This is a genomic window from Legionella pneumophila subsp. fraseri, assembly GCF_000586315.1.
Classification (GTDB): Bacteria; Pseudomonadota; Gammaproteobacteria; order Legionellales; family Legionellaceae; genus Legionella; species Legionella pneumophila_B.
This window is the reverse complement of record NZ_JFIM01000026.1, coordinates 47,276-65,331: the sequence shown is the minus strand read 5'-3', so window position 1 is coordinate 65,331 and position 18,056 is coordinate 47,276. Positions and strand designations below refer to the sequence as shown.

Here is an 18,056-nt window from a genome sequence, read left to right as displayed (position 1 = left end):
TCTTTTTTTATTGTCATTATGCCAAAACGAACCGATATAAAATCTATTCTAATTCTTGGAGCAGGCCCTATTGTGATTGGGCAGGCTTGCGAGTTTGATTACTCAGGTACCCAAGCAGTACGCGCTTTGAAAGAAGAAGGATATCGAGTGATATTAGTCAACTCTAATCCAGCAACCATAATGACTGATCCTGAGCTCGCTGATGCCACCTATATAGAGCCTGTTCAATGGAAAGAAGTTGCTCGTATTATTGAGATAGAGAGGCCAGATGCCCTTTTGCCTACGATGGGAGGACAAACAGCCTTAAATTGCGCCTTGGATTTGGTAAGAGAAGGGGTATTAGCCAAGTACTCGGTTGAAATGATTGGCGCGACGCGTGAAGCCATAGATAGGGCGGAAGATAGAGAAAAATTTCGCCAACTGATGATTAAAATCGGATTGGATATGCCAAGGTCGGCGATTGCTCATAGTCTGGAAGAGGCAATTCAAGTGCAAGCCCGTTTAGGCTTTCCAGCTATTATCAGACCTTCATTTACTATGGGTGGTAGTGGTGGCGGTATTGCCTATAACCGCGAAGAATTTGAAGAAATTTGTATTAGAGGATTGGAGTTGTCGCCAACTCGCGAGCTTTTGATTGATGAATCGGTTCTGGGTTGGAAAGAATATGAAATGGAAGTTGTCCGGGATAAAAATGACAATTGCATTATTGTTTGTACTATAGAAAATTTTGACCCTATGGGGGTGCATACCGGAGATTCCATTACCGTTGCTCCAGCACAAACATTAACTGATAAAGAATATCAACGCATGCGTGATGCGGCGATTAAAGTATTAAGAGCGGTTGGTGTGGATACAGGGGGGTCTAACGTTCAGTTTGCTATTAATCCTGAAGACGGGCGCATGCTGGTTGTGGAAATGAACCCACGTGTATCTCGAAGCTCGGCTTTGGCATCAAAAGCAACCGGCTTCCCCATTGCCAAGGTCGCAGCTAAATTGGCTGTGGGTTATACCTTGGATGAATTGAAAAACGAAATCACCGGAGGTAAAACACCTGCGTCCTTTGAGCCCAGCATTGATTACGTTGTTACCAAAGTTCCGCGGTTTAATTTTGATAAATTTCCGCAAACTCCAGACACTCTTACCACACAAATGAAATCAGTCGGGGAAGTCATGGCGATTGGTTCTAACTTTCAGGAATCTTTACAGAAAGCCATAAGGGGTTTAGAGATCGGACGATGTGGGTTGCATTCGCTGTTTCAAAAAGAGGATATGGCGCGTTTACGTGGGCATTTACGAGAACCCACTCCGGATAGACTTTGGTACATTGCTGATGCGTTTAGGCAAAATTTATCACTTGAGGAAATTCATCTGGAAAGTCGGGTTGATCCATGGTTTCTGGCGCAAATTCAAGAGTTGGTTCTTTTAGAACGCTCCATCATTGGAAAAACAATTCAGGATCTGGATAAAACCACTTTACACTTGATGAAACACAGGGGGTTCGCTGACGCGTACTTGGCCAAGTTGCTTGGTTGTACTGAAGCACAAGTGCGGGCAAGACGCATTGAATTAGGGATCTTGCCTGTCTACAAGAGGATTGATTCTTGTGCTGGAGAATTCCCGAGTGATACTGCCTACATGTATTCTTGTTATGAAGGGAGCTGTGAAGCACGTCCTGAAAGTAATAAGAAAAAGATTATGATTCTTGGAGGTGGACCTAATCGAATTGGTCAAGGCATCGAATTTGATTATTGCTGTGTGCATGCTGCCTTATCATTAAGGAGTGCTGGCTATCAAACTATTATGGTGAATTGCAATCCAGAAACGGTTTCCACTGATTTTGATACCTCCGATCGATTATATTTTGAACCTGTTACTTTAGAGGATGTGTTGTCCATCGTCGCGATTGAGAAGCCTGAGGGCATCATTGTGCATTATGGGGGGCAGACACCATTAAAGTTAGCCCGTGATTTAGAGGCTAATGGCGTAAAAATAATTGGGACTTCATCGGATGCTATTGATATGGCTGAAGACAGAGAACGATTTCAGCAAATGGTGAAAGAATTGAAACTGCACCAGCCCGATAATGGCACTGTTCGAAGCGAAGCAGAAGCCATTGAGTTAGCCAACAAAATTGGTTATCCGCTAGTTGTCAGGCCTTCTTACGTGCTCGGTGGACGAGCTATGGAAATTGTTTATCAAGAAGAGGATTTAAGGTATTACTTGTCGCATGCCGTTGAAGTTTCTAATGATTCTCCTGTTTTGCTTGATAAATTTTTGAATGATGCCATAGAAGTAGATATTGATGCCGTTTGTGATGGTAAAGACGTCTTGATTGGCGCCATCATGGAGCATATCGAACAGGCGGGGATACATTCGGGTGATTCCGCATGTACTTTACCTCCCTTTAGCTTGGGTGTGGTTGTTCAGCAGGATTTGATAGAGCAGATTAGAAAAATGGCATTGAAATTAGGCGTGGTGGGTTTGATTAATGCGCAGTTTGCTATTCAAGCGGATGATATTTATGTTTTGGAAGTGAATCCGCGCGCTTCGAGAACTGTGCCTTTTGTGTCAAAGGCTACTGGGTTGCCATTAGCTAAAATAGCGGCTCTTTGTAAAGTAGGGATTAGTTTGAAAGATCAAGGATTAAACCAAAACCATCATGTACCTTCTTTCTATTCGATTAAATTGCCGGTTTTTCCCTTTATCAAATTTTCTGGTGTGGATTCAATTCTTGGCCCAGAAATGAAATCAACAGGGGAAGTAATGGGTATTGCCAAGCGGTTTGGACAAGCTTATGCTAAAGCTCAGTTAGGTGCCGGGTGTCATATTGCCAAACGACGACGGGCTTTCGTATCGGTACGTGACGCGGATAAAACACGCGTAGGAGAGATAGCCAAGAGATTGATAGAATTGGGTTTTGAAATTATTGCCACACGTGGTACTGCTTTGGCATTACAAGCTGCCGGTGTAGACTGCAGGAGAGTCTTTAAAGTGGCAGAAGGCCGGCCACATGTACTGGATTTTATAAAAAATAATGAAATAGATTTTATTGTAAATACGACTGAGGGCAAACAAGCAATTGCGGATTCCTTTGCTATCAGGCGCAATGCCTTACAGCATAAGGTGAGCTACACTACGACCTTATCAGGGGCCGAAGCAGCTTGTTTGGCTATGAAGTATGAAGATAGGGAAACTGTAACTCGCTTACAAGATTTACATTAGGGGTAGATATGAGTAAACATCCTATGACAGTTCAAGGTGCAGAAGCACTAAAATCAGAGTTGCATCGCTTAAAGTTTGTAGATCGTCCACGCATTGTAGAAGCAATTGCAACGGCAAGAGCTCATGGTGATTTGAAAGAAAATGCGGAATATCACGCAGCTCGAGAACAACAAAGTTTTAATGAAGGACGTATTCAAGAACTGGAAGCGAAGCTGTCTCATGCACAAATAATTGATATCAGTAAATTACCAAACAATGGTAAAGTGATATTTGGTTCAACTGTTACTATTTGCCATGTAGCTACAGGTTCAGAATTAACCTATAAAATAGTTGGAGAGGATGAAGCCGATATTAAGCTGAACAAAATTTCATACAGTTCTCCTATTGCCCGAGCTTTAATTGGCAAAGAACTTGATGACGCTGTCACAGTAGAGACTCCTGGCGGTATGGTCGAATATGAAATTATTAAGGTGCAATATCTCGTTGATTGATTTCAGTTATTTTCTTTGATTTTTAAGGCAACTGTCATCAAAGACAGTTGCCACGCTAAGAAATTTTAAATATTTTTATGGCTGAAATACTTCTTGCTGAATGCCTCCTACAACCCACTCTCCCCTGTTATCAAATTGGCGGAAATGCCAGATTTCATCCAGGTTAGATAGTTCACCGTTCTCTTTGATTGTTCCAGTGAATTGTACGCTGGCTATCGTGGATAAGGATTGTTTGGATACATCAAGCAATTTTGCATTCAGGGAAATGACTTCCGTTTGGTTTGGGGCATCGCCTCGTTCATCCAGTTGCATTTTAATTTCCGCAAACACTTCAGGAACTGTAAATGCTTGTAAATCTTGCAGATTTTTTTGGTCATAAGCCGCTTGCAAGCGTATAAAAGTTACTTTGGCATCACGAAGAAAAGTCTCCTTGTCAAAGTTGATTTCTTGCTGAGCAAAATGAGCGCCGCCACTATTTCGGTTTTCGTAGTTTTGAGTAAATTGTTGAAAAGAGTTTTGGCGGAATGTGCCGGATTGAGCTGATTGAAATCCTGGATTCATTTTTCTTCGTAAGAAGCTGATGATAAAGAAAATGACTGCACCAAGGATTAGCCAAGTGATTAACCCATTTGCCAAACCATTACCCATAAAGAGACTGGCTAATAATCCTCCAACCAGAAGACCTCCTAATACGCCACCCCATCTGTTTTTATTAGCTTTTTGTGCTAATGAAGATTGGTTGTATGTTTTATTGGATGAGAAAAGACTGCTGTGAGAGCGTTGAACCCCAAAACTACGCCCGCCGCCAAAGCGTTTAGCAGAGGCCTCATTGATAATTAAACCAAAAGACAATAGGGTTATCAGGAAACATGACAATAGAGTACGCATATTAATATCCTCTTTTTTAGAATCAGGCCTATTATATCTGAACTCAAGTGAAGTTGCTTGTTTTCTTGGTTTGAATCCAATTTGTTATTGTCAAGACTTACGAAAGCCCCCAATCTCGTTGTTAAAAAATGTTTTTAATACGGTCATTTAGTGTATCTAAACTCCCTCATTAAAAACATTGTTTGCCTTGACTTTGGGGTTTTTCGTCCTGATTGTTTATAGCGAATGATAGAATGTTATTTCTGTACCCGGGATAAACGGTTTATAAAAATAATCACAGCGCTATGGGGAACGCGATGCGAAATACCCTCTAATACCCTGTGAGTAAAAAATTAGCTTGTCATTTTATTCGTATGATTTGTTTGCATTTAATTCACCTCTTGATATGATGCAAGAGGGTTAATTATAGGGATATATTTTATGAGTAAGTTAATTAATTTAGCTGTATTGTCTTTATCTTCATCATTAGCTTTTGCAGGTCCTTTGACTTTAAAAGGAGAGGTTGATGTACACATCACGCCTAAAAATCCAAGTGGTGTTGCTCAAAGTTTAACATTTAAGCTACCCAAGTATGAATTATCGACCGAAGCAAAATCATATTTACGCGAACAGCTGTCAGAATATCCTAAAAATGGAATAAACACAGCCAATTTTTCCTCTGAATTACCAAGAAAAGTTAAATTGGGAATGCAATTAACACCCGTATTGGATCAGGGATATCATGGCAGTTGCGTCACATTTGCAGTGACTGCAGCCATCAATGCAGCCCTTGGAGCTGGGGATTATATTAGTCAATTGTGTAACCTGGAGTTAGGAAGTTATTTGGCTATACATGACAAGGCCAAGGCTAGCGGTTGGAATGGTTCTTTTGGGTACTGGGTCCTTCAACAGATTTCTGAATACGGTATTATTAGCCAGAATTATCAAAAATTGAATGGTTGTGCTGGTGTTAGAGAATATCCGTTAGAGGATGAAAATGATGAAGGGAAACCTATGTCCGATTCCGAGTTCTTGGCTCATAGTGTCCCAGTTTCCAATTTAATCAGCTGGGAGGCTTTGTTGAAGGATGAAGAATCCTTTTCAGCGAAAGCGGATATGAATCAAATTGTCTATCAGATCAAGGAGGAGTTAGCCAAAGGTAATCGCTTGACTATCGGTATGTTATTGGATGTGTTTGTTGGGGATGCCGGAGCTGTAGGTACTAACCGTGCTTACCATGATACCTGGATGTTAACACCTGAAATTGTACTGGACGCGATGAATGGAATGATTTACGCTGGGCATGAATTAGTGATCACGGGCTATGATGATGATCTTGAAGTGATGGACGAAGATGGTCATATCAATCAAGGCGTTTTCACTTTACGTAACTCTTGGTCTAAATTTGCTGGAGATCAAGGAGATTATTACGTGACCTATGATTATGTCAAATTCCTGGCTATGGAAGTTATGGCAATTCGTATGAAAGAAAAAGCCGCTTAATGGTTGTGATGTTAAGTACCCTCGGAGCTTGTGCCCGAGGGTTTTATTTTTTATCAATTCAATAAAAAAAAATCCAATTACACGTCATATCTTGATTAAGGCAAGTAGTAAAATGGATTTGGAAGTTTAAATCCTTTTTTAGCATATCCCCCTTGGATGTCACTGCATTGATCACCAATACTGGCAATGATGGTGTATCCTTTTTTTTCTATCATTTGTCTTGTTTTTGATTTAAAAGGGATGATCGATGGGGAAGAATAGCTATTGGGGCGTAGATACAGTCCCGACCATTTGGTATATCCTGCATTAATTAAATTGGTGCGGGTGGCGTCGCGCTCGGATTCTTGTCTTCCGGTTACAAAAAATACTTTGATGCCCCTTTTTAAGGCATTTTTATAAAGTGTCAGCATAGGCTTGATTGCCGGAGAATTGGCGGCAAGTATTTCTTTATGAATTTGCTCTTTGCTACCTGTAAAATCGCGTTTTACCATCTTCTCATAGTTGGACAGGCTGGTTTCATCAATATCAAGTATAATGGCGAGTTTTTGTGGGTTCTTGTTATTTTTATTGATTAAATATTCTTGGTTTATATATTTTTCAGCTAACTTGATGGTTCGCTCCAGTTCGTGATGATACAAGCCGGAGTCGTAATAGTTTTTAATTTCTTTTCTAATTAAACTAAGATTTGGCGGTTCAGCTTGTATTGGAGTGGAAAAAATCAATAGGAGACAAAGGCTTATTAGAATTTGGGGCAATTTATAGAATTGCTGTTTCATTGTTTACCTACTTTTGTTAACAGAAGCTTGCATTATAAAGCGATAAAATTGTTTGTCAATTGAGCATGTTGTCCTTAACGATGGCAGAAGAGAGCGATATGGATGTTCTGAAATAGTCAGGATTCACTTCCTACGATATACTAACCGATTATTATTTTATAATTCGCAGTTAAAATGCATTTGAAGCAATTAAAATTGGCTGGTTTTAAATCATTTGTTGATCCCACCACGGTTCATTTTCCCAGTCGTTTGGTCGCTGTTGTTGGTCCGAATGGATGTGGCAAATCAAATATTATTGATGCAGTTCGTTGGGTTATGGGTGAAAGCTCTGCTAAAAATCTTCGCGGAGAGTCCATGACGGACATTATCTTTAACGGCTCTTCTAATCGTAAACCAGTAGGACAGGCATCAGTAGAATTGGTATTTGATAATAGTTTGGGAAGACTGACTGGTCCTTTTGCCAGTTATGGTGAAATCGCAGTAAAACGAGTAGTCACTCGGGATGGTGACTCTTTTTATTATTTGAATGGTACTCGATGCAGACGAAAAGATATTACTGATATTTTTTTAGGCACAGGAGCGGGTGCGCGAAGTTACTCGATTATTGGCCAAGGTACTGTATCTCGATTAATAGAAGCCAAACCCGAAGAGTTAAGAGTTTATTTGGAGGAAGCCGCCGGGGTTTCAAAATACAAAGAGCGTCGCCGAGAAACTTTACAACGTATTGAACAAACAAGAGATAACCTGACACGCGTCGCTGATATTAGAGAAGAATTAGGCAAACATTTGCAACGTTTGGAGCGACAGGCCAAAGCAGCAGAACGTTATACTATTTTGAAGGAAGATGAAAAAATTTGCCGAGCTGAGATCCAGGCTCTTAAATGGCAGGAGTACTCAGAAAAACAAACAGTGAAACAGCACGAATTACAAGAGTTAGCAATACGTAATGAGCAGCAACAAAGTATGTTAACTAATGGTTACAAGGAGCGCATAGTTTTAAATGAACAATTACAAGATGCCATTGATCAATCCCAATTAATTCAGGATTCTCTCTATCATTCAGGAACTGAGATAGCGCGTCTTGAAGAAGCGATTCAGCAACAGGAAAGAGAAAAAAAGCGTTTGGAAAATGACAGGCAGCAAATGCAGGTTGATTCTCAACTCATTGAAGAGCAACTTAAGCTGGATAATGAGGAATTGCACAATAGCAAGCTTAGGGCTCAACAGTTAGAAGAGCATTTACATCATTTAAAAATGGAATTCAAAGAGCAGGAATCTTTATGGCAAGAAAAACAAAAGGAACAATCGCAATGGGAGAAAGTTTGGCAAGAGGTGCAAACTAAGTCCAATGCCATTAAAAATGAATACCAACTCACTCAAGCCAAACTACAACATATAGAGCAGAAACGTCATCAAGTCCTGGTAAGGTTGGAAAAATTGAATTTGGAACAATCAGCCATCTCGCTTGACGATTTAAAAAAACGTAAAAATGAATTGCAAGAAAAGCATGTCCAATTGAAAGAAACACAGGAGTTTGATGAAGAACAGCTCAGGCAAGCGAATGAGGCTCAATCGGATTTGCACGATCAATTACAAAATACAGAGCAACAACTGCATGCATTACAAGATGAGTTTCATCGTTTAAACAGTGAACTGGCGGCATTAAAAGCTGCTCAAAAGGCAGCAAAAAAGGAAAATCGGCTTGATAAGGACGGAGTTGCAGAATGGTCAGATAAGCCAAGATTAATGGATATTTTAAAGGTCCAACCCCAATGGCAATCTTCTTGTGAAATGGTATTAGGAGACGATCTAATTGCTTATGTATTAGATGATTTTGCTGAGTTATGGTCTCAGTGGCAGTTTTGCCAAGATCATAAAGAGAGCGTAGTGACGATGAAAGCTCTCGATGGTAAACAACAAGAACGGCCAAGGTTAGCTGATAAAATTCAAGGTTTAGTTCCCTCAACAGCAAATCATCTTGAGCATATTTATGCCGCAGACAATCTTGATGAGGCGAAGGCTTGGCTTCCTGAGTTGTTAGCTCATGAATCTATTATAACCGTCAATGGTATTTGGTTAGGTAAAGGGTGGATAAAATTACCTCGTCAAACAGAACAAGATGAGGTGGGGATTCTTGGCAGACAGCAAAGGATTGTCGAGTTAAATTTAAGTGTGGAATCTTTACAACAAGAAATTGAATCCATCCGTTTGGCAAGAGATAGTTATAAAGCCCGTTTACAGGAAAATTTGAGTTTTATAAAGCTGCATCAATTAAATTTAAATGCCAGTAATGAGGCGCTACGCAATCATATCATTGCAATAAATAGTCAGGAACAAGCGATTTTTCATGCTGAAAAACAGAAGGATACTATCACTAACGAGATAATAGAGCTGGAATCGTCGCTGGAAGAGCTAAACGCAGAACAACTGGGAATGGCTGAGAAAATAAGAGAGCTGGAAGGCCAATATCAGGCTTCTGAGTTACAATTCAAGCAATTTATAAATGAAAAAGACATATGGAATACTGTTCTCATTGAACAGAATAAACAAGTAGAGAGTGTCCGTGCTTTATTGCATCAAAGTGAATTGGAATATGATAGGGAAGTTACCAAGATACAGCAAATAACTGATAGGATAAGTAGAGAAAAAGAGCGTTTGCAACGCGCACAGATACGTTTAGAAGAGTTAACACAACATTATTTACAGTCAGTAGCTCCAGAAGCCGAGTTTAAAAATCAATTGGCAGCATTATTGATAAAACATGGTGAAATCGAGTCGTTGTTGACTTTGAGCCGAGAAAAAGTATCTCAGCTCAAGTTGCAACTTGAAGACCAAGAGAAATTAATTTTAAACTATGATCAGGAAGTGAAACGGATTCAGGAAATCATGAATCAAATCCAAATGGAAAAACAGGCTCTATCCGTTCGTGCCAGTTCAATTCAGGAAACTCTGGATGAGGCTAATTTACAAGCACAGTCTTTATTAGAGAGAATTCCATCTGGAGTAACACAAAGCATGAAAGAAGATGAATTGCTCGCGATTTCGGAGAAAATTAAAAAGCTGGGCGCTATCAACCTGGCAGCCATAGATGAATTTGCTAGCGAACAGCAGCGCAAAGTGTACCTGGATGAGCAATACAATGATTTGATCCAGGCTTTATCTACTTTGGAAACTGCCATTGAAAAGATGGATAATGAAACGAAATCGCGTCTTGAAAATACATTTGATGAGGTGAATACTTCTTTCAAGGCACTGTTTCCAAGATTATTTGGTGGTGGTCGAGCACAGCTCGAATTGACTTGCGATAATCTGTTAGAAGCTGGGATTGTAGTAATGGCACAGCCACCTGGAAAACGAAATAGTTCTATTCATCTATTATCTGGTGGTGAAAAGGCAATGACCGCTGTCGCTTTGGTGTTTGCGATTTTTCAGCTAAATCCTTCACCATTTTGTATGTTAGATGAAGTGGATGCACCTTTAGATGACTTAAATGTAAGTCGGTTTTGCGATTTAGTGAAAGAGATGTCACAATTCATACAATTCCTGTTTATTACTCATAATAAGGTAACTATGGAATTGGCTGATCATTTAGTAGGGGTGACCATGCGTGAGCCGGGAGTGTCTCGTTTGGTTGCGGTTGATGTGAAACAAGCTTTGACTATGGAGTAAACTTATGCAGGCAAATTGGAGCTTAATTCTTAATGTCCTGTTGTTAATTGGCGTTCTAGTGGCTATTGGCCGTTTAATGAAGACTAGAAGACAGAGCTTAAATCAAGAACACTATCAACCTTCTCTTGGCCAAGCTGAAAATAGTTCCTATGGCTCTCAATCGTATAATGATGAAATTATCGCTGTACGAAAGGTGAATAGGGAGGCTCCTTTGGATTTTGAAAATTTTGATGGCTCGGAAAAGCGGCAATCAATAAGAAAGCCAGCTGTAAAAATAGCCCAACCTCAATTGATTCCTGAGGAAGAGGTGTTGGAATCCAATGAAAGGACAGAATCTAATAGTGACTGCTCGTCTTCGACTGTAATGGTGTTTCTGTTGGCCAAGGAAAATCGGCAATTTGCCGGCTATGAATTATTGCAAACTGTTTTAGCGGCCGGTTTGAGATTTGGAGAGAGGCACTTGTTTCATAGGCATCAATTGTCGAATGGACAAGGTCCGGTGCTTTGCAGTTTAGCTGCAGCTACAGCAACGGGTGTTTTTGATTTACAGAATATTGGTGCTTTCAGTGTAAGAGGATTATGTCTGTTCATGCAAATATCAAATAACCCTGATATCGATGCAGAACGTTTTTCTATTATGCTAGATACTGCCAAGCAATTAAGTGAAGGGCTGGATGCTTATTTGCTGGATGACCAGCGCAAGCCTCTGACGGAAGAGCGTATTGCACGGTATCATCGATACTTGAAAATTGAGCATTTGATGGATGATTGTGCAACAGTCTAATGTCAAAGTCATAGGCTCAGAATCATTCGGTCATCAAGTGGCCATGTTTCCAGGATAGGGCTTCGCACCATGCGAAGCTCAGTATCTGTTCCGTTGATGGTTAGTGTCAGATCACTTACAAATCGGATTGTAATAAACTTATAATTCTTGACTTTTTATTTATAATCTTATTTATCTATTCTCAAACCATCTTGAACTGTGAGTATGAGTGTTAGTACACTAGTCTTTTAGACATCACAAAATACTATGAACCTAATTACAATTGCTTCACTTCTTTCTCAGTCTTGTCAGATTAATACCGATATTACTGGTGTTAGTATAGATACCCGCACATTAAAGCCAGGGAATTTATTTTTTGCAATAGTGGGGGAACGCTTCGATGGCCATGATTATATTAAAGAAGCCGAGGCTAAAGGCGCCTTGGCTGCGGTAGTTAATCGATCGATTGAAGGCGTTCATATTCCCCAATTTGTTGTTGCCAGTCCTTTAATGGCTTTAGCCAAAATTGCTGCGGTACATCGCCAAGAAATGAATTGCCCTATCATTGCTTTAACAGGATCGAATGGAAAAACTACAGTCAAAGAGATGATAGCGGCTATTTTACCCCAGCCATCACACGCTACGAAAGGCAATTTAAATAATCACATAGGGGTTCCTTTAAGCGTATTGGCTTTAAATAAGCAGCATCGTTACGCTGTTTTTGAATTGGGAGCCAACCATCCAGGAGAAATAGCTCATACTGTAGGGATAGTACAGCCTGATGTGTCTTTAATTAATAATATTGCTCCGGCACATGTCGAAGGATTTGGATCGATAGACGGAGTGGCTCGTTCCAAAGGTGAAATCCATCAAGGTTTATCCCCAACTGGCGTCGCTATAGTCAATGATGATGATGCCTACGCTCATTTTTGGGATGATTTGCTTGCTGATAAAAAAATATTACGTTTTTCCTCAATTCATCCCGCGGATATTTATGCTCAGGATATACGCCTGGATACACATGGACGAGCTCATTTTATACTGATTTTACCCAATGGCAGAGTGGAGATCGAGTTACAAGTACCAGGGTTACATAATGTACGAAATGCATTAGCCGCAGCAGCTTGTTGTTATGCGGTAGGGATATCAGGCAATGACATTCAAAGGGGACTGGCTCATTTTGGTGGTGTAAAAGGCCGGATGACGATGTTGTCAGGGCAAAATCAATCAACAGTCATTGATGATACATATAATGCTAATTTACGCTCGGTCTTAACGGCTTTGGAAGTATTATCCGAACGTCCAGGAAGAAAAATCTTTGTATTCGGTGATATGGGAGAGTTAGGTGAATGGACGACACAACATCACAGAGAAGTTGGCCTGGCTGCTCGTCAGCTAGGGATAGATCAGTTGATGAGTTGCGGTTTACACAGTGAACTGGCATCCCAAGCGTTTGGTGAGGGAGGTCAGCATTTTTGCAGTCAGGAAGAGTTGATTGAAGTAGTGAAAAATGATTTAAAACCTGGTACCACGGTATTGGTAAAAGGGTCTCGTTCCAGTGCTATGGAAAATATTGTGTATCAGTTGGTTCAGGCAGAGAGCTAACCTCTTCATTGAATCGACAGGAATGTGGTATGCTTGGCCACTTTTTTGCCCTATTAAAGGAATTATGCTCAATAAACGGTATTGAGCATAATTCTAAGAACAAGAGGAATAATTATGCTCTATTGGTTAACGCAGCTATTGCAGGGACAATATCATGCGTTTAGAGTTTTTCAATATTTGACATTCAGGTCTATTTTAGCCTCATTAACCGCGCTTATAGTGGGATTATTATGCGGCCCATTAATGATCCGCTGGTTAAGAGGACTTCAAATAGGTCAAATGGTTAGAAATGATGGTCCCCAAACTCATTTATCAAAAGCGGGAACTCCCACTATGGGTGGCGTTTTGATTTTGTTGGCTATCACGGTGAGCTGCCTGCTTTGGTGCGATTTAAGACAAACAAGCCTGTGGCTGGTGCTCTTGGTTACCTTGGCTAATGGTTTGGTTGGTTGGGTTGATGATTATCGCAAGTTGGTATTAAAAAATAGCAAAGGCTTGCCTGGTCGTTGGAAATATTTTTGGCAGTCAATCATTGCTTTAGTTGCTGTCTCTTATTTGTATTGGAATGCCAGTTTGCCAGTACATACTCAGCTCACAGTTCCTTTTTTTAAAACGGTCACTTGGGATCTGGGTATTTTTTTTCCTGTACTTGCCTATTTCGTCATTGTTGGAAGCAGTAATGCAGTGAATTTAACTGATGGCCTGGATGGCTTGGCTATCATGCCAATAGTAATGGTGGCTGGTGCCTTGGGTGTGTTTGCCTATGCATCGAGTAACGCCGTATACTCTAATTATTTAGGAATCCCTTATGTGCCCAATACTGGTGAGCTAACGATTTTTTGTTCTTCTATTGTTGGTGCCGGTCTGGGTTTTCTTTGGTATAACAGTTATCCCGCCCAAGTCTTCATGGGCGATGTAGGTTCTTTGGCGTTGGGTGCCGCTTTAGGAATCGTTGCGGTAGTTGTTAGACAAGAGCTTGTTTTGCTCATTATGGGCGGACTATTTGTAATTGAAACACTTTCTGTCATATTACAAGTGGGTTATTTTAAATATTCAGGCGGAAAAAGATTATTCAGGATGGCTCCATTGCATCACCATTTTGAATTAAAGGGGTGGTCAGAACCCAAAGTGATAGTGAGGTTTTGGATTATTACGGTTGTGTTTGTGTTATGCGGATTGGCTACTTTAAAACTTCGATAGGCAAGGTGCATTCATGAATCATTCCTTATATTTAGTACCAGGGTTAGGTAAGACGGGACTCTCTATAGCAAGATACCTGAAGAGAAATAATAAATCCTTTGTTGTTTTTGATACACGTAAAGAGGCACCTGGATTAGCTGAATTTCAAAATGAATTCCCTGATGTATCAATTTATTTACAACAGACTCCAGATGAAATAATCAACCAGGTAACGGATGTCATCACTAGCCCCGGATTGGGACTGGATACCCCTGTCTTAGAGAGAGCACGTCAAGCAGGCGCATCAATTTATGGAGACATAGAATGTCTGGCTAGAGAGATTAGTGCCCCTGTCATTGCGATAACAGGAACTAATGGCAAATCCACCGTAACGACTTTGGTGGGGGAAATGGCTAAGGCAGCTGGGTTCCGTGTAGCTGTGGCTGGAAACATCGGTACTCCTGTTTTAGATATGCTGGATGATGAACATCATTATGATTTGTGGGTATTGGAGTTATCCAGTTTTCAATTGGATTTAACTTATTCCTTGTCGCCGGTGGTTGCAACGATTCTTAATGTAACGCCTGATCATTTGGACAGGCATCATACAATGGAAGCCTACACGCAGGCAAAGCAGAGAGTTTATCGTGGGGCTAAGACTGCTTTATTTAATCGCGAAGATGCTGGCACAATTCCTCAACAATCCTGTCAAGCGGATATGAAATGCATCTCTTTTGGCAAAGATGTACCTTCAATAGGAAATTGGGGCTTGATTGAACAAGAGAACACTACTTATCTGGCGAAAGGAATGGAGCGTCTTTTGCCTGTTGAGTCGATTTTAATAAAAGGGGTCCATAATTGGATGAATGCCCTTGCAGCTTGTGCTTTAGCCGAAGCAGCGGGAATCCCAATGCAACATATTCTCAATGTTTTAAAAACCTTCCCTGGACTGCCACATCGATGCCAGTGGGTAAGAGAAGTGGATGGAGTAGGTTGGATTAATGATTCGAAAGGAACAAATATTGGTGCTACAATCTCTGCTATTAATGGAATAGGAGGTTCTATGCAAGGGAAAATTGTTCTTATTGCGGGTGGACAGGGAAAAGGGGCGGATTTTCAAGAATTAGCCCAGCCAGTTTCAGAATTTGTTCGTTCCATTGTTTTGATTGGTGAAGATGCTGACAAGATTGAATCGGCTTTAGCCAAAGTAGTCCCTGTCGTGCGTGCTTCTTCTCTGGAGGGCGCTGTGACTATTGCCAAGACATGTGCGAAACCTGGTGATGTCGTTTTGTTATCTCCAGCTTGCGCCAGTTTGGATATGTTCCGTGATTTTAATCATAGGGGCGATGTATTTACATCCTCAGTGCGTGGATTGTGAACACGATGCGACCCAGGCATTTAAATCAAAGAGGCAAACCCGTCAGTAGACCGATATCGCTTTATGATAAATGGCTGATAGGAGCTGTTTTTGGTTTGCTGATAATTGGTCTAATGATGGTGGCATCAAGCTCTGTTATGATTTCTACAAAGTACTTTCATCAGCCTTTTCATTTTCTAATTCGCCAGGCTTGTTATTTATTTGTGGGACTCATGCTAGCCTTAATTGTGGTTCGTACAGACAGCAGTTTTTGGGAAAAAATAAGCATGCCCATGATGATTGCTTGTGTGTTTTTATTGCTCATTGTTTTAATCCCCGGTATCGGTAAATCAGTAAATGGCAGTCGGCGTTGGTTAGCTATAGGTCCGATTGGTGTGCAAGTCTCAGAATTAACGAAACTTGCAATGATATTCTATCTTTCCGGGTATTTGGTCCGTCAACAAGAAGCAGTTTGTGAAAGTATTTTTGGATTCATTAAACCCATGGCAATACTGGCTGTTGTTTCAGTTTTATTACTGCTCGAGCCAGATTTTGGAGCGACAGTTGTCATTTCTGGTACAGTAATGGCTATGTTATTTTTAGCAGGAGTCCGATTAAGGTACTATGTTGGTTTAATGTTGGTCGTAGTGACAGCACTTGCTTTATTGGCAGTATCTTCCCCCTATAGGGTTGCTCGTTTAACAGCTTTTTTAGACCCATGGGCAGATCAATACAACAGTGGTTATCAATTGACTCAGTCATTGATTGCTTTTGGACGAGGTGGATGGTTTGGTACCGGATTAGGTGAAAGTATACAGAAATTACTCTACTTACCTGAGGCACATACTGATTTTTTATTTGCTGTGATTGCTGAAGAATTAGGGTTATTTGGAATTTTAGTTGTCATCACATTGTATAGTATACTGGTTGTAAGAGGATTAAACATAGGATACACCGCCTATACTCAAGAAAGGCATTTTGCATCCTATACAGCTTATGGCTTGACTATTTGGTTAGCTTTACAGGCCTCCATTAATATGGGTGTTAATGCCGGACTGTTACCAACCAAGGGGTTAACTCTGCCTTTACTCAGTTATGGTGGGGCCAGTATGGTAATTAACTGTATCGTTATTGCACTGTTATTGCGCATAGATCATGAAAATCGTTGGCAGTCTCTTGGATTGAGACCACTGACGGCTTAAGGGGGAATATTGAATAACTCAGAGCAATTTTTATCTCCGCGAATGGGGCGTGTAGAGCAAATTCATTTTGTTGGTATTGGTGGTGCTGGTATGTGTGGTATTGCCGAAGTGTTGCATAACCAGGGCTACCGTATTACTGGTTCTGACCTCGGTGAAAGTGGCACAGTACAACGTTTAAGGTCATTAGGTATCCAGGTTTATATTGGTCACAGAGTGGAAAACATTAAAGGCGCCGATGTTGTAGTTAGATCTTCAGCCGTTGATTTTAATAATCCTGAGATTTTGGCTGCTCGCGAGTTAATGATTCCAGTGATTCCAAGAGCTGCTATGCTTGCTGAGCTCATGCGATTTAGGCATGGTATCGCGATTGCCGGCACTCATGGGAAAACTACAACAACGAGCTTGGTCAGTAGTTTGCTTGCTGAAGGTGGTTTGGATCCCAGTTTTGTTATTGGTGGAAAATTGAATAGTTGTGGTGCCAATGCACAGCTTGGAAAATCGGCTTATTTTGTTGTAGAGGCTGATGAGAGCGATGCCTCATTTTTGTTTTTGAAGCCTATGATGGCGGTAGTGACTAATATTGATGCTGATCATATGGATACTTATGAAGGTGATTTTGAAAAACTAAGAACAACATTTCTGGAGTTTTTACATCATTTGCCCTTTTATGGGTTGGCAGTGGTTTGTTTGGAAGATGAGGAAATCTGTCGCATTCTACCAGCCATTCAAAGACCAACCTTAACTTATGGGTTTAAAGAAGAGGCTCATTATCGGGCAATTAATTGGACTCAAAAGGGCATGCTGAGTGAGTTTATAGTAGTCCGGCCTGCTCCACATAAACAATTAACAATACAATTCCAATATCCAGGCCGCCACAATGTATTAAATGCATTAGCTTCTATAGCAATTGCCACCGAGTTGGGAGTTGATGACGATTCTATTGTTCGTGGGTTACAAAAATTTCAAGGGGTGGGACGCCGCTTTCAAATGCTTGGTGAAAAACAGTTCGAAAAAGGCGCGGCAATTATTGTGGATGATTATGGACATCATCCACAGGAAATTTTATCCACAATTGATGCTTTTAGACGTGTTTGGCCCGAGAGGCGGTTGGTTCATGTGTTTCAACCCCATCGTTATACCAGAACACAGTCCTTGCATCGACAATTTGTCGATGTTTTAAGTTTATCTGATGAGTTATTATTGATGGATATCTACGCGGCGGGAGAAACAGCTATACCAGGCGTTACTAGTGAAAATCTGGCCAATGAAATACGATCCAGAGATAAACGAGTGACTATAGTGAGCGAGCAATCGTTGAAAGCCACATTAGATGAATTTATTAAAGATGGTGACGTTATTTTGATGCAGGGAGCTGGAAGCATCGGCCAAATGGCAGTGAACCTGATGAAAAACGCGTGAGAA

12 protein-coding genes are annotated in these 18,056 nt (G+C 40.7%); 10 read left to right on the top strand and 2 right to left on the bottom strand.

The window, feature by feature from the left end; genetic code table 11:
* The first annotated feature begins 18 nt into the window (after window positions 1-18).
* Together carB and greA are read left to right on the top strand one after the other, a co-directional pair.
* A complete protein-coding gene (gene carB, locus CC34_RS0107360; protein WP_027229093.1) occupies window positions 19-3,222 on the top strand; it encodes a carbamoyl-phosphate synthase large subunit in 3,204 nt (1,067 codons plus the stop codon).
* 8 nt (window positions 3,223-3,230) lie between these two features.
* Window positions 3,231-3,713 carry a transcription elongation factor GreA gene (greA, locus tag CC34_RS0107355; protein ID WP_027222777.1) on the top strand — a complete coding sequence of 161 codons (483 nt, stop codon included), beginning with the start codon at window positions 3,231-3,233 and terminating at the stop codon, window positions 3,711-3,713.
* Window positions 3,714-3,788: 75 nt separating this feature from the next.
* Here greA and CC34_RS0107350 read toward each other — a convergent pair whose 3' ends face one another.
* Entirely contained in the window at window positions 3,789-4,601 is an 813-nt protein-coding gene (locus CC34_RS0107350; RefSeq protein WP_027229094.1) for a Tim44 domain-containing protein, read from the bottom strand.
* Window positions 4,602-5,021: 420 nt separating this feature from the next.
* On the opposite strand from CC34_RS0107350, the gene CC34_RS0107345 reads away from it, so the two are divergent.
* Window positions 5,022-6,083 carry a C1 family peptidase gene (locus CC34_RS0107345; RefSeq protein WP_027229095.1) on the top strand — a complete coding sequence of 354 codons (1,062 nt, stop codon included), beginning with the start codon at window positions 5,022-5,024 and terminating at the stop codon, window positions 6,081-6,083.
* Window positions 6,084-6,178: 95 nt separating this feature from the next.
* On the opposite strand, the gene CC34_RS0107340 is transcribed toward CC34_RS0107345, so the two are convergent.
* The gene (locus tag CC34_RS0107340) at window positions 6,179-6,859 is read right to left on the bottom strand and encodes an HAD family acid phosphatase (RefSeq protein WP_027229096.1); all 681 of its coding nucleotides are present in this window, start codon (window positions 6,857-6,859) and stop codon (window positions 6,179-6,181) included.
* 174 nt (window positions 6,860-7,033) lie between these two features.
* On the opposite strand from CC34_RS0107340, the gene smc reads away from it, so the two are divergent.
* From smc to murC, 7 genes are all read left to right on the top strand, one after another.
* The gene (smc, locus tag CC34_RS0107335) at window positions 7,034-10,528 is read left to right on the top strand and encodes a chromosome segregation protein SMC (RefSeq protein WP_027229097.1); all 3,495 of its coding nucleotides are present in this window, start codon (window positions 7,034-7,036) and stop codon (window positions 10,526-10,528) included.
* 4 nt (window positions 10,529-10,532) lie between these two features.
* Complete coding sequence (locus CC34_RS0107330) at window positions 10,533-11,312, top strand: cell division protein ZipA C-terminal FtsZ-binding domain-containing protein (RefSeq protein ID WP_028379326.1); 780 nt, start codon at window positions 10,533-10,535, stop codon at window positions 11,310-11,312.
* Window positions 11,313-11,558: 246 nt separating this feature from the next.
* Window positions 11,559-12,896: a UDP-N-acetylmuramoyl-tripeptide--D-alanyl-D-alanine ligase gene (locus CC34_RS0107325; protein WP_027229099.1), complete on the top strand. Its 1,338-nt coding sequence runs from the start codon at window positions 11,559-11,561 to the stop codon at window positions 12,894-12,896.
* Window positions 12,897-13,010: 114 nt separating this feature from the next.
* The gene (mraY, locus tag CC34_RS0107320; RefSeq protein ID WP_027229100.1) at window positions 13,011-14,096 is read left to right on the top strand and encodes a phospho-N-acetylmuramoyl-pentapeptide-transferase; all 1,086 of its coding nucleotides are present in this window, start codon (window positions 13,011-13,013) and stop codon (window positions 14,094-14,096) included.
* Between the two features lie 13 nt (window positions 14,097-14,109).
* Entirely contained in the window at window positions 14,110-15,453 is a 1,344-nt protein-coding gene (murD, locus tag CC34_RS0107315; RefSeq protein ID WP_028378981.1) for a UDP-N-acetylmuramoyl-L-alanine--D-glutamate ligase, read from the top strand.
* Between the two features lie 5 nt (window positions 15,454-15,458).
* Window positions 15,459-16,634 (top strand): putative lipid II flippase FtsW, encoded by a 1,176-nt coding sequence (gene ftsW / locus CC34_RS0107310; protein ID WP_027229102.1) that lies wholly within the window; start codon window positions 15,459-15,461, stop codon window positions 16,632-16,634.
* 9 nt (window positions 16,635-16,643) lie between these two features.
* A complete protein-coding gene (murC, locus tag CC34_RS0107305; protein WP_027229103.1) occupies window positions 16,644-18,053 on the top strand; it encodes a UDP-N-acetylmuramate--L-alanine ligase in 1,410 nt (469 codons plus the stop codon).
* Window positions 18,054-18,056 lie beyond the last annotated feature (3 nt).